At 40.3% G+C, this 13220-nt stretch carries 12 protein-coding genes; 3 read left to right on the top strand and 9 right to left on the bottom strand.

The window, feature by feature from the left end; translation table 11 throughout:
- Positions 1-10: 10 nt before the first annotated feature.
- The 6 genes from ACDD58_RS14515 to ACDD58_RS14490 form a co-directional block, all read right to left on the bottom strand.
- Complete coding sequence (locus ACDD58_RS14515; protein WP_370778127.1) at positions 11-1573, bottom strand: NAD(P)H-hydrate dehydratase; 1563 nt, start codon at positions 1571-1573, stop codon at positions 11-13.
- Between the two features lie 86 nt (positions 1574-1659).
- A complete protein-coding gene (locus tag ACDD58_RS14510) occupies positions 1660-2313 on the bottom strand; it encodes a redox-sensing transcriptional repressor Rex (protein WP_118209033.1) in 654 nt (217 codons plus the stop codon).
- Between the two features lie 124 nt (positions 2314-2437).
- Positions 2438-4375, bottom strand: coding sequence for a ribosomal protection-like ABC-F family protein (gene abc-f, locus ACDD58_RS14505; RefSeq protein ID WP_370778125.1), 1938 nt, complete (start codon positions 4373-4375; stop codon positions 2438-2440).
- A complete protein-coding gene (locus tag ACDD58_RS14500; protein ID WP_117921376.1) occupies positions 4372-5583 on the bottom strand; it encodes an NADP-dependent isocitrate dehydrogenase in 1212 nt (403 codons plus the stop codon). The genes abc-f and ACDD58_RS14500 overlap by 4 nt, the downstream gene beginning before the upstream one ends.
- Positions 5584-5597: 14 nt before the next feature.
- Complete coding sequence (locus ACDD58_RS14495; protein ID WP_117921374.1) at positions 5598-6257, bottom strand: GntR family transcriptional regulator; 660 nt, start codon at positions 6255-6257, stop codon at positions 5598-5600.
- A 10-nt stretch (positions 6258-6267) separates the two neighbouring features.
- Positions 6268-7656, bottom strand: a complete 1389-nt coding sequence (locus tag ACDD58_RS14490) for an isopropylmalate/homocitrate/citramalate synthase (protein WP_015560518.1) — start codon at positions 7654-7656, stop codon at positions 6268-6270.
- Between the two features lie 313 nt (positions 7657-7969).
- Here ACDD58_RS14490 and ACDD58_RS14485 point away from each other — a divergent pair, with 313 nt between their 5' ends.
- Positions 7970-8194, top strand: coding sequence for a chorion class high-cysteine HCB protein 13 (locus ACDD58_RS14485; RefSeq protein WP_117921372.1), 225 nt, complete (start codon positions 7970-7972; stop codon positions 8192-8194).
- A gap of 148 nt (positions 8195-8342) precedes the next feature.
- Here ACDD58_RS14485 and ACDD58_RS14480 read toward each other — a convergent pair whose 3' ends face one another.
- Positions 8343-8507, bottom strand: coding sequence for a hypothetical protein (locus ACDD58_RS14480; RefSeq protein ID WP_243102832.1), 165 nt, complete (start codon positions 8505-8507; stop codon positions 8343-8345).
- A gap of 168 nt (positions 8508-8675) precedes the next feature.
- Here ACDD58_RS14480 and ACDD58_RS14475 point away from each other — a divergent pair, with 168 nt between their 5' ends.
- Positions 8676-9002 (top strand): hypothetical protein, encoded by a 327-nt coding sequence (locus tag ACDD58_RS14475; RefSeq protein ID WP_117921370.1) that lies wholly within the window; start codon positions 8676-8678, stop codon positions 9000-9002.
- 30 nt (positions 9003-9032) lie between these two features.
- A complete protein-coding gene (locus ACDD58_RS14470) occupies positions 9033-9311 on the top strand; it encodes a hypothetical protein (RefSeq protein WP_117921369.1) in 279 nt (92 codons plus the stop codon).
- A gap of 56 nt (positions 9312-9367) precedes the next feature.
- On the opposite strand, the gene ACDD58_RS14465 is transcribed toward ACDD58_RS14470, so the two are convergent.
- The gene (locus tag ACDD58_RS14465; RefSeq protein WP_241070672.1) at positions 9368-10693 is read right to left on the bottom strand and encodes an InlB B-repeat-containing protein; all 1326 of its coding nucleotides are present in this window, start codon (positions 10691-10693) and stop codon (positions 9368-9370) included.
- 108 nt (positions 10694-10801) lie between these two features.
- Entirely contained in the window at positions 10802-12895 is a 2094-nt protein-coding gene (locus tag ACDD58_RS14460) for an elongation factor G (protein WP_370778120.1), read from the bottom strand.
- Positions 12896-13220 lie beyond the last annotated feature (325 nt).

Here is a 13220-nt window from a genome sequence, read left to right as displayed (position 1 = left end):
GTACCGTTTTTTATTCAACGAATTTTTGTTCATTATCGATCGGCTTTGTAGTATAAATATTCAGAACTTTTTTAATACCACAGATCAGATCTGAGGCTGTAAGCCCCTGTAACCCCGTTGTGCGTATCATAAGATCACCGGACAGACCATGAAGATATACCCCAAGAGGAGCCGCCTGGTAAGGTGTTATTTTCTGTGCCATAAGTGTACCGATCACACCGCTTAACACATCTCCGCTTCCTGCTGTTGCCATTCCGGAATTGCCAGAAAGATTCAGGTATTTTTTACCATCCGGCAGTGCAGTTACGGTATGTTCGTCTTTTAAGACACATACAACGTGATATTCTTTTGCATAATCCGCAGCAGTCTGAAGCAAATGATGCTGGATCTCATTGACTGTTTTTCCGGTAAGCCGGCTCATCTCTCCGGGATGAGGTGTGATCACTGCCGGGATTTTAAAATTTTTCCAGATATCTGCCTCTGGTAAGTCATTCTGCTCTGCTATCAGATTTAACGCATCCGCATCAAAAAGAATTGCTTTCTTTTCCTGTGACGTTCCATATTCTAACACAAAATTTAATATCTGTGCAGCAGTTTTTTCTTTCCCAAGCCCGGGACCTGCCACAATGGCATCTGCCCAATCAAAAGCCTCCTGTAATACAGCCTTCCCCGGAGCAGCATTTTTATCATAAGTAGTAAGAACCGCCTCTGGAACACAGCTCTGTAAAATAATCCTGTTTTCTTCCGGCGTCAGCACACGCACCAGACCGCATCCTGTGGCGTAAGCAGCTTTTGCAGATAAAACTGCCGCCCCTGCCATATTGACACTTCCTGCGATCAGCAAAAGTTTTCCATAGCTTCCTTTATTAGAATGACTTTTTCTCTCCGGGAGCAGCAATAAATCTTTCGTTTCCAATGCCATTACTGACGGTGTCTCTCCCAGCCAGCTTTCTTTCGTGATACCGATATCACATACGATCACTCTGCCGGCATATTCATTTCCCGGCCAGAGAATACTGCCTAATTTCGCAAATGCGAATGTGATCGTGATATCTGCACGAAATGCCATACCAAGGACAGCACCTGTATCTGCAGAAATTCCGGATGCAATATCCACTGCCACTTTTTCTCCCGGAAGTGTATTCATACAACATAATATATCTGCATAAGTACCAGTCACGTCTCTCGACAACCCTACACCAAATAGTGCATCTATGACAGTTGTTGGTCTGATCTGTTCCGGTAAATCCGTATAGACAGGAACACCATATGCATTTAAAATATCCTGCTGGATTCTGTTTTGCTCCGAGCAATGATCTTTATTTCCAGCAAAAACAACTGTAACAGTATGTCCCTCCAGAAATAAAAGGCGGGCGATCGCAAAACCATCTCCACCATTATTTCCGCTGCCGCATACGATAAGAACTTCTGAGAGATCAACCTTTTGCTTATGGAGTTCATTTACAAATGTTATTGCTGCATGCTCCATCAGAAGAAGTCCCGGAACTTTAAAATGTAAAACGGTATTTACGTCATATTTTTGCATTTCCCTGCTGTTTACAAGATACTTCATGATAATAAGCCCCCTGTTATAAGCAAAAAACGCCGCACAAAGATCTGTGCGGCAGCTAATTGCTTCCTGAATTTATGGCACCCTTTTCAGTTGCCGTTTTTTTCTGCTTTTTTGTTTCTGACAATGTTGTAAGATAACTGCATCAAACTGTCGGAAAGATGTACATTCTCTACAACAACATTTTTATCAATGAGCTCCAGGTCTACATGCGCAAAATTCCAGATTGCGCGGATTCCAAGTCCGACTAGTCTGTTTGCAATGGCATCAGCCTTTTCCTTTGGCATAGTAAGCGCCGCAATATCCACCTGATTTTCTGCACAGAAACTCTCTAATTCATCCAGCATGCGGATTTTGATTCCACGCACGGTCACACCGTCCAATGCAGGATTTACATCAAACAGTCCTATGATCACAAAACCAAGTTTTTCAAATTTCACATAGTTTGTAAGTGCCTGTCCAAGATTACCTGCACCCACCACAATAATATTGTGTCTTTCATTTAAACCTAATATCTTACCGATTTCCTCATATAAAAACTTTACATTATAACCATAACCCTGCTGGCCAAAACCACCAAAATTATTCAGATCCTGTCTGATCTGGGATGCGGTCACATTCATTCGTTTACTCAGATCATTGGATGATATACGTTCTACACCGGCATCTAAGAGTTCTCCGAGGTAGCGGTAATAACGCGGCATTCTCCGGATAACTGCCTGTGATATTTCTTTTTCCTGCACAAAAGGTTCCACCTTTCTTACGTTCTCTCGTTTATTATAGTGATTTCCCCTGTGTCTGTCAATGTGTGAAAAATTTAACTATCTTTTTTCAATAAGATATTTTCTGCTTTGTCAGGAAATATCATCAATCAGTTCCATCTAACTGCATTGACAGCTCTTCCCAGGTTTCATAGCAGGTTTCCAGTCGTTCCCTGCACTCCTGCTGTCTTGCTGCAAGCTCATTTAATTTTGCGGAATTAACTGCGTTTTCCGGCTTTGCACATTCTTCATCGATCATGCTTATTTCACTTTCAAGTGCGGCAATCTCTTCCTCGGCTTTTTTTAAACTGTTTTCAATTTTACGAATCCTTGCCTGCTCTGCTTTTTGTGCCTGCCAGTCGAGCTTATTAACGGCATCATCCTGTTTCTTAGGCTGCACATCTGAAGTTTCTGGCTGTTTCACATACAACTGCGTCATAATATCATGTTTTTCCAGATAATAATCATAATTTCCGATATAATTTACAATTGTTTCACCTGTCAGCTCCAGGATTCTTGTTGCTGTCTGATTGATAAAATAGCGGTCATGTGAAACAAAAAATACCGTTCCTGTATACTGGTTTAATGCAGATTCCAAAATTTCCTTGGATGTAATGTCCAGATGGTTTGTCGGCTCATCTAAAATAAGAAAATTAGCATCTGAAAGCATCAGTTTTGCCAGGGAGACACGGCCTCTTTCACCACCGCTTAAATCTGAGATCCGCTTAAACACATCATCATTTGTAAATAAAAAGGCTGCCAGTACATTGCGGATCTTTGTGTTATTCAGCTCTGGATAAGCATCTGAGATCTCTTCAAATATGGTTTTATCCATATGTAAAAGCTGATGTTCCTGATCGTAATATCCAATGTGAACATTCGAACCAAGTGTTACCGTACCACCATCTGCCTGTATCAGATTATTGATGATCTTTAAGATGGTCGTTTTCCCGGTTCCGTTATTGCCGATCAGTGCTACCCGCTCCCCACGTTTAATCTCGAATGAGATATCCGAAAACAATGTAACCGGCGGATATGATTTTGCAAGACCTGACACCGTAAGGACATCATTTCCGCTGACCACATTTGGCTCTAACACGATCTTAATGTCTGTATTGTCCTCAACCGGTTTTTCAATACGTTCTATCTTGTCTAACATCTTTTCGCGGCTCTCCGCACGCTTGATGGATTTTTCACGGTTAAACGATTTTAACTTTGTGATAACTTCTTCCTGATGTCTGATCTCACGCTGCTGATTATAATATTGTTTTAACAGATCTTCACGGACTTTTGCTTTCTTCTTCGCAAAATCCGAGTAATTTCCCTGATATACATACGCTTTATGCTGGAAAATCTCTACAACTTTTGTGACAACGCGATCCAGGAAATAACGGTCATGTGCTACGATCACAACAGCCCCTTTGTAAGCCCGCAGAAAATTCTCAAGCCAGCGGATCGACTCCATATCCAGATGGTTCGTCGGCTCATCTAAAAGCAGTACATCCGGCTTTGTGACTAAAAGTTTGCCAAGGGAAACTCTTGTTTTCTGTCCTCCGGATAACTCGCTCATCTGTTTGCTCAAATCTTCATCTGAAAAACCAAGTCCTTTTAAAATACCGGTTACTTCACTCCGGTATGCATATCCGCCCTGCAGTTCAAATTCGTGGCTCAGACGATGATAAACCTCCATCAGTTTTTCCAGTTCCCCACCGGTCTGCTGATTCATTTCTGACTCCATATTGCGGAGTTTCTGTTCCATTTCAAGGATGTCAGCTCTTGCATTAAGAACTTCGTCATAAATGGTTCTGTGCCCCGATACATCCTGATACTGTGCCAGATAACCGATTGTTTTATCTTTTGCAAGGATCACTTCACCGGTATCGGACGTTTCTTCGCCCATAATAATTTTAAGCAGCGTAGACTTGCCGGCACCATTGATGCCGACAATCGCTGCTTTTTCGTTTGCTTCAATATGAAAACTTACATCTTTTAAGATCTCATCTGTTCCAAAAGACTTTGAGATACTCTGACATGACAAAATCATTTTAAACTTTCCTCTAATGTTGTTCTGATTGCCTTGATGAAATTTTCGCTGTTTAATACAACCGGATTCGGATTTGTAGTAATCAGCGCAAGGTCTTTTGTCATTTTACCATCTTCAATGGTCTTTATACAAGCCTTTTCAAGTTTTTCTGCAAAATCAGATAATGCCTGGTTAGAATCAAGTTCTCCACGTTTCTTAAGTGCACCTGTCCATGCAAAAATAGTTGCAACAGAGTTTGTGGATGTCTCCTCACCTTTTAAGTGTTTGTAATAATGGCGCTGTACCGTTCCATGTGCAGCTTCATATTCATAATATCCATCCGGGGAAACTAATACAGAAGTCATCATGGCAAGTGAACCAAATGCACTTGAAACCATATCACTCATGACATCTCCATCATAATTTTTACATGCCCAGATATAACCACCCTCAGACTTCATTACACGTGCAACTGCATCATCGATCAATGTATAAAAATAGGTAATACCTGCTTTTTCGAATTTTTCTTTGTACTCTGCATCAAAGATTTCCTGGAAAATGTCTTTAAAGGTATGATCGTATTTTTTTGAAATCGTATCCTTTGTTGCAAACCACAGATCCTGTTTTGTATCCAGTGCATAATTAAAACAGCTTTTTGCGAAACTTTCAATGGAATTGCAAAGGTTATGCTGTCCCTGAACAACGCCTGCTCCGGTAAAGTTGTGGATCAGTTCTCTCGTCTCTGTACCATCTTCCGCTGTATATACCAGCTCACATTTGCCTGCTCCAGGAATCTTCATCTCAGTTGCTTTATATACATCGCCATATGCATGACGCGCGATCGTGATCGGTTTTTTCCAGTTCTTTACACATGGCTCGATCCCTTTTACAACGATCGGTGCACGGAATACCGTTCCATCTAACATGGCGCGGATCGTACCATTCGGGCTTTTCCACATTTCTTTTAAATTATATTCTGTCATACGTGCTGCATTTGGTGTGATCGTTGCACATTTTACAGCAACACCGTATTTCTTTGTTGCATTGGCAGAGTCAACGGTAACCTGATCATTTGTCTCATTACGATGCTCTAATCCAAGATCATAATACTCTGTTTTTAAATCAATAAACGGCAGAAGTAATTCATCTTTGATCATTTTCCAGAGGATTCTTGTCATCTCATCTCCGTCCATCTCTACCAGTGGTGTTGTCATTTTGATTTTTTCCATTATGTTCTCCTTTTCTATTGAAATAAATTGTCCCATCCGTAATTGTCCATATTGTGAATGGTGTTCATCATATGCTCATTTGCAAGTTTTTCTGCCAGATTGGCATCATGTTTTTTTAATGCTTCCACAATCTGTCTGTGTTCCTGATTCGATTGCACAGAACGTTTTGGATCTGCAAGTGTGATTTTACGTACACGCTGCACATAATGATGAAAATCAAGCAGCACATGTTTCAGCTCTTTACTGTCAGAAGCGTTATATAAAATTTCATGGAAACGGTTATCTAATTCCACGACTTGTTCTGAATTTCCTTTTGCTGCATGGAAATCAGACAGATATATATTTTCATCCAGTTCATCTAACTGCTCTTTTGTGATATTGTCCGCAGCCCACTTTGCACACAGTCCCTCCAAACGTGACCGTATCTCGTAAATATCCTGAATATCTTTCTTGGAAATACCTACAACATAAGCACCCTTATTCGGAATGATGGTGACTAATCCTTCCAGTTCAAGCTGGCGGAGCGCCTCACGCACCGGAGTACGGCTGACGCCTAACTCTTCGCCGATATTTTTTTCCTTCAGTTCTTCGTCTGTCGCATATTTTCCGGATAAAATATTCTCACGGATCGTATGGAACACACGAGAACTTAAGGAATAATTATCCTCTCCCATATATGACACCTCATGCTCCTATTGTTACATTTAATTCCTTACAGCATTTTTCAATTTCTTCTACTAATTCCTTATCCGTCAGTACCGTAACACGTCCATCCTCATACTGCTTGTCTACCCAGACTTTTACTTTTTTTACAAGTTCTGAGTTCTTATCGACACTCTTATCTTTCGGAAGATGATAATATGAGTTGATCCAGAGAGCAATTCCTGCAAGACCGGATGTGTTGGAAACAGATACTAATGGCGGTCTGTTTAAGAATTTTCCGGTATCAAAAATATTATAGATCTCCTCATTTTTCAGAAGTCCGTCCGCATGGATTCCAGCTCTTGTAACGTTAAAATTACTGCCGACAAACGGTGTACGGCTCGGCTGCACATATCCAAGCTCTTTTTCAAAATATTCCGCCAGCTCTGTGATCACTGTGGTATCCATACCATCGAGTGTTCCCTTTAACTGTGCATATTCAAAAACCATAGCCTCAAGCGGTGTGTTACCGGTACGCTCTCCGATACCGAACAGGGAGCAGTTGACACCACTGGCTCCATAAAGCCATGCCGTCGTAGAGTTATTAACTGCTTTATAGAAATCATTATGACCATGCCATTCGATCAGTTCAGAAGGTACACCTGCATGTGTGGTCAAACCATAAATGATACCCGGTACACTTCGCGGAATCACAGCACCAGGGAAATTCACTCCATATCCCATAGTATCGCAGGCACGGATCTTGATTGGAATCTTATATTCATCCATCAGCTTCATAAGCTCCACACAGAACGGAATTACAAAACCGTAAATATCAGATCTTGTGATATCCTCCAAATGACAGCGTGGACTGATACCTGTCTCCAAACACTCACGGATGACACTCAGGTAAAGATTCATGACCTCTCTTCTTGTCATTTTCATTTTATAGAAAATATGATAATCCGAGCAGCTTACCAGAATACCTGTCTCACGCAGACCGATATCTTTTACTAACTGGAAGTCTTGTTTGCTTGCCCGAATCCAGCTTGTAACTTCCGGAAATTTATAACCGCGCTCTAAACATTTATAGACGGCATCTCTGTCTTTTTTGCTATATAAAAAGAATTCACTCTGTCGTATCAGACCCTTCGGTCCACCCAGGCGATGCAGATAATCATAGATCGTCACGATCTGTTCTGTTGTATAAGGTGCCCTTGACTGCTGTCCATCACGAAATGTCGTATCTGTGATCCAGATATTTTCAGGCATATTATGTGGTACAATTCGGTCATTGAATGCGATCTTTGGGATCTCATCATACGGGAACAGATTATGGAATACATTTGGTTCTTTCACATCTGCTAACTGATAAAAATGCTCTTCAAGCTGCAGCAGATTCGTTTTCTTATTCATTACAACTTCTCTCATAACGTAAATCCTTCTTTCTGCCATGGCACTTGTGCCATTGACACCTATGCCATGAATGCATATTTTTACTTTTAGAGTGAATATTTTTTCATGCATAATTGTATACAATTATACTTTTTCTATATTCTATACATTTCTTCTCTTATTTGTCAAGGCATAAAATTTTATATTTTCTATAACTTGCAGTTATAAATATGTTAAAATATGCATCCTGTATATTCCTTTAAACCTAACAGAAAATTTTTTCAGATTTGTAACACTTATCTGGCTTTCACATAAGATACAGTGTAAGAAAAATTTCTGGAGGTTTTATATGAGTGATTTAGCTGCAACAAACTGTGGTGGTGGATGTTCCTGTAACGAGGGAGGATGCAATTCCATTCTCTGGATCATCATCTTATTATGCTGCTGTGGCGGTAACGGCGGATTCTGTGGTGGAAATAATGGCTGTGGTGGCAGTAATGACTGTCTGTGGATCATCCTGCTTCTCTTCTGCTGCGGCGGCTGTGGTGGAAATGGCGGAGGATGCTTCTGCTAGTCTGAGCATCCATTCCATACAGGCGGCCGGTATTGCCGGTCGCCCTGTATCATTCTATTGTTTATACCAAAAACGTCTCTGCCCGTTACAGGCGAGACGTTTTTTGCCCTCCGGGCAGGATTCTTTCCTGATTCATAGATCATCGATATTATGAGTATTTTTCTTTCTGATTTTTATCTGTATATTCCTGATCTTTTTCCCATTTCTGCTGTTGTATCATCTTCTCATAAATTCCACATTCTTTCGGGACTTTCTTTCTCCTGGCACACTCCTCATCTATTTCATAAACACTATTTCCATCAATAATCAGCATATTTTTATTCCTCCCTGTTTATTTTATGCCGGACTGCCTGACATCGTCACTAAACCCATCCTAAAATCTGCATAATAGCTGACATAATCTATTTTTCTGATTCATAAACTGAAAAAAAAGGCATTCGAGTGAAAAAAACTTTTTTCACACACAAGAATGGAGATTTTTATGGAACAAAATTCATTCACGCCATTTGATAATATGACACAGACCCGAGAACTGCAGATGTTAAAAACAGCAATTCCTTATATGAAAGGCGACCAGAAAAAACAATTTGCCATTCTGATCAAATATATGGAATTACAGAATACCATCCAGGTATTTAATCAGGAAGATAAAGTCATGTCTATGTGCTCTGTCAGCGAAGAAGAAAATTCCACGCTTGCTATGCTGAACGATCTCCGGAAATTCTGTACGGATAAGGAACTCGAAACACTTGATATGCTTACGAATATGATTTCCATGATGGAAACATATGAGACGATTTTTGCATAAAATATCTTAAATCTTTTGAAAGGAAAAAATATGGAAAATGATTTTTGGAATAATCCGGGGTTGAAAAATATGTCACCCGAAAAACTGCAGTTTTTAATGAACTTTGCTTCAAAAGAAAAGCCAACAAATATTAAAGATATGATGCCATTTCTCCTTGGCACCATGAATGCGGCAAAGACAAACAATATCCAGTTTACTGATCCGGAAACAGAAATGTTAATTGCCCTGTTAAAACAAAACATGTCGAAAGAAGAGGCGGATAAGGCGGATAAGATCATCCGTCTTATGAAAGAACGGAAACAAAGCTGACAAAAGGGATGGAAACACTCCATCCCTTTTCTATCTGCTTGCTGTTTGATTTAGTTTTACCAGATTGAAGCAACACTCACTTCTAACAACTTGTCAATCGGTGCCGGACTTTTTCCCATACCGTCTGTACCCTCAAAATATTTTGCACTCGCAGATTCAAATAAAACAAATACCGTATCATCCGCAATCGCAACTTCCTCTGAGCAAGGCGGCATCTCAACTTTTACCTTTGGATCATTTGGCTTTTTATCCAGTGCAAGGAGAGACGCATAAACTTTCAAATAAGAAGAATTGTTTCTTCCATAAGAGGTACTTAAATAAATAGAGCCATTATCATCAAAAGCCACGCCCTGCACCTTGCTTGGAAGATTATAACTGCTGACTGCTGTCAGTTTATCCGCTTCTTTATCGTAACTGTAAGAATACATTTCGGAATCAAAAAATCTGGTATGTGTAGCAACCCAGAGTCTTCCGCCGTAGCAGGTAATGCAGGATGGTGTATTTTTCAGACGATATTCATCTGACAAAGCGGATGCATCAATACAATACCCCGGTACATCATTTGCAATTGTTGTGATATATTCATAGGAAATGCGCTCTAATGTATTGGAATTAGAATGGCAGATCCAGACATTTTCACCATCAAAAGCAATACCTCCAAGATGACTTTCTTTCTTCATGCCAAGTGTCACAAGATATTCACCACTCTCACGGTCAAATACCATTAACGAGCCTAAATTTTTACGATCTTCTGAATAGGCTGTGATAAGAATATAATCCGGTGTGAAGCAAAGTCCCTGCATACACTGGCTGGAACTGCTGATCAAATTGTCCTTATAATCTTTTTCTCTGGTAGAAGGCATTCCCGGAATCGAAAGAGAATCCAAAAAAGTATAAGAACATTCCTTTAACTCTTTCTGACTGCTATCACGGATCGTGCCAGTCTGGTAAGAATACATTTCTACATTATAATGATTATCGATGTTTTTTGTCCATTTTGCAAAAAGCACCATATTAGCAGGACTGTCCTCATCAATTGTTGTAACTTTTCTGGAATAATTGCAATCTGCATACCAGCCGGCAAAATTATATCCGATCTTAACCGGCACATCCAAGGTAAACGGAAGTTCTTCCTTTTTGATGTTTTTTGTATTATTACTACTGTTAATGCCACCATTTACTTCATATACGATATGATATTCCGATGGATTTTCTCCTGCAAAGAGGTCTAATGTGATATCATCACTTGCAATGGTCTCCTGTGAAGCATTCGGGAGGATGATAATACTGCAGGCACGAACCAGTTTTGGATCACTTACAAGAAAAATAAATACATATAAAATTACAAATAATTCTTTGCAAATTTTTCTGCCAAACTGCATACCCATTCCTCCCTTTTTTGTACACAGACCAGCTGGTATTACAGCCAGTCTGTGTTTTTTGCTCTGCTTTCCGGGAAGACCTGCTTCTTTTATTTTTCAAAGAAGTTTTTATGAATTGTCCGTGTTATCGAGTTTGCCTGCTCTTTCTGCGATCTCCTGTTCCTGAATATCAGAAGGAGCCTGTTCATATCTTGCAAACTCATAAGAAAAGGTTCCGCTTCCACCGGTCATAGAACGTAAATCTGTATTGTATCCATATAATTCCATATATGGGATATCAGCTACGATCTCCTGATAACCGTGTTCTGTCGGATTCATTCCAAGTACGCGTCCACGGCGCTTATTTAAGTCTCCCATGATGTCACCTGTATATTTGTCAGGTACAACAACCTTTAAGGATGCGATCGGCTCTAACAGGATCGGTGATGCCTCCATGAAACCTTTTTTAAATGCCTGAAGTGCTGCAACCTTAAATGCCATTTCAGAAGAGTCTACCGGATGATAAGAGCCATCATATAAAACTGCTTTTACTCCTACCACCGGATAAGCTGCCATCGGTCCTTTTTGCACGCCTTCCTGGATTCCTTTCTCCACCGCCGGGAAGAAGTTCTTCGGAACGGCTCCACCGACAACACATTGTTCAAATACATATGGTGTTTCAAGGTCTCCGGAAGGTTCAAATGTCATCTTGACGTGACCATACTGTCCATGACCGCCGGACTGTTTTTTGTACTTGTATTCCACATCCGCTTTCTTACGAATGGTCTCCCGGAATGCTACTTTTGGTTTTTTCAGTTCAATCTGAACTTTGTATCTCTCTAACAGTTTGCTTGCCACAACATCAAGGTGCTGGTCTCCCATACCGTAAAGTAATGTCTGGCCATTTTCACTGTCATTGACTGTTTTTAATGTAAGATCTTCAAGCATCAGTTTCTGTAATGCCTGTGAAATCTTATCTTCATCTCCTTTATTGACCGCCTTATAACGTTTATAGGTATATGGTGTGGAGATCTGGGTTCTTATATACAGGATCGGGTTTGCCTTTGTGGAGAGGGAATCTGTGGTAGCTGCTTTCGTCAGCTTCGCTAACGCTCCGATATCTCCCGCATGCAGTTCCTTTACTTCCTCCGGCTTATTGCCACAGAGTACATAGATCTTTCCGATTTTTTCCTCTGTATCTTTATGCTGGTTGTAAAGAAGATCATCTGTTTTGATAACTCCCGAATTAACTTTGATCAATGAATATTTCCCAATAAACGGGTCTGCAATCGTCTTGAAAATATAAGCTGATTTTGGTTTTGCAAAATCATAGTCTGCATTGTATACCTCGTTGGACTTTGCATTGATTCCGGTGCAGGAACGTTTTTCCGGACTCGGAAGATATTTTACAATGTCGACCATCAGTGTATACATGCCGCGTGCAAGAACATTCGAACCCATCAGCACCGGAACGATGCTTCCATCGGATACATTGACACGGAGTGCCTGGCGGATCTCATCCTCGGAGAACTCTTCCCCTCCAAAATAACGATCCATAAATTCTTCACTCGTCTCCGCAACAGCCTCCATCAATGCTTCCCTGCAGATACCAAGATTCTCTTTGGAATACTCCGGCACTTCTACCTTTTCCACTTCGCCGTTATCTTTCCAGCGTTTTGCCCGCTGTTGTAATACATTGACATAACCGACGAACTGTCCGTTTTCACGGATCGGAAGATGGAAAGGTGCGATCCGCTTGCCGTATAGCTGCTGTAAATCTTCTACGACCTGCCGGTAACTTGCCTCATCGATATCCATATCTGTAACAAATACCATACGCGGCAGTTTGTATGTCTCACATAACTCCCATGCCTTCTTTGTGCCGACTTCAATGCCAGCCTTACCGGATACTACGATAATTGCTGCATCCGCAGCACTGACTGCTTCTTCTACCTCCCCTACAAAATCAAAATAACCAGGTGTATCAAGGATATTGATCTTGGTATCACCCCAGACAATCGGTATCACAGTTGTGTTGATGGAAAAATGACGTTTGATTTCTTCTTTGTCATAATCGCTGATCGTGTTACCATCGGTAACTTTTCCCATGCGTGTTGTCATCCCCGCAAGATAAGCCATCGCCTCGGCGAGACTTGTTTTACCACATCCACCATGTCCAAGCAGAACCACATTACGAATCTTGTCAGTTGTGTAAACGTTCATAGCAAATCCTCCAATACATATTTTTTAGTCGATACCTCTGAAACGGCATTCGCTGTATGGTTATATTTTACTAAATTTACACGTTTATTACAACTTATTTATTCATATTTACTAACTATTTTTATATTACCCAAAATTTGTTTATATATTATGTATGCATTTTAAATATTTTTTTACCATTTGCATGGAATGTTTACATAGTGTTCACATTTCGTCCAAACTTTGATTATTTTTTTATGCAATATACACTTTTGTACTTTAACGTGTTGACTTTCTTGTGATTTATGTCTATGATAGGTAAAGAATTATAAGAATAGAATTTTAA

This window comes from Roseburia sp. (assembly GCF_041325975.1).
Classification (GTDB): domain Bacteria; phylum Bacillota; class Clostridia; order Lachnospirales; family Lachnospiraceae; genus Roseburia; species Roseburia rectibacter.
The sequence above is the reverse complement of the archived record's forward strand: the minus strand, read 5'-3'. Positions and strand labels throughout refer to the sequence as shown.

Coding starts and splice junctions, on each gene's coding strand:
- ACDD58_RS14515 (WP_370778127.1), bottom strand. CDS start 1,573: ATGAAGTATCTTGTAAACAGCAGGGAAATGCAAAAATATGACGTAAAT.
- abc-f (WP_370778125.1), bottom strand. CDS start 4,375: ATGATTTTGTCATGTCAGAGTATCTCAAAGTCTTTTGGAACAGATGAG.
- ACDD58_RS14500 (WP_117921376.1), bottom strand. CDS start 5,583: ATGGAAAAAATCAAAATGACAACACCACTGGTAGAGATGGACGGAGAT.
- ACDD58_RS14495 (WP_117921374.1), bottom strand. CDS start 6,257: ATGGGAGAGGATAATTATTCCTTAAGTTCTCGTGTGTTCCATACGATC.
- ACDD58_RS14490 (WP_015560518.1), bottom strand. CDS start 7,656: ATGAGAGAAGTTGTAATGAATAAGAAAACGAATCTGCTGCAGCTTGAA.
- ACDD58_RS14485 (WP_117921372.1), top strand. CDS start 7,970: ATGAGTGATTTAGCTGCAACAAACTGTGGTGGTGGATGTTCCTGTAAC.
- ACDD58_RS14480 (WP_243102832.1), bottom strand. CDS start 8,507: ATGCTGATTATTGATGGAAATAGTGTTTATGAAATAGATGAGGAGTGT.
- ACDD58_RS14475 (WP_117921370.1), top strand. CDS start 8,676: ATGGAACAAAATTCATTCACGCCATTTGATAATATGACACAGACCCGA.
- ACDD58_RS14470 (WP_117921369.1), top strand. CDS start 9,033: ATGGAAAATGATTTTTGGAATAATCCGGGGTTGAAAAATATGTCACCC.
- ACDD58_RS14465 (WP_241070672.1), bottom strand. CDS start 10,693: ATGCAGTTTGGCAGAAAAATTTGCAAAGAATTATTTGTAATTTTATAT.
- ACDD58_RS14460 (WP_370778120.1), bottom strand. CDS start 12,895: ATGAACGTTTACACAACTGACAAGATTCGTAATGTGGTTCTGCTTGGA.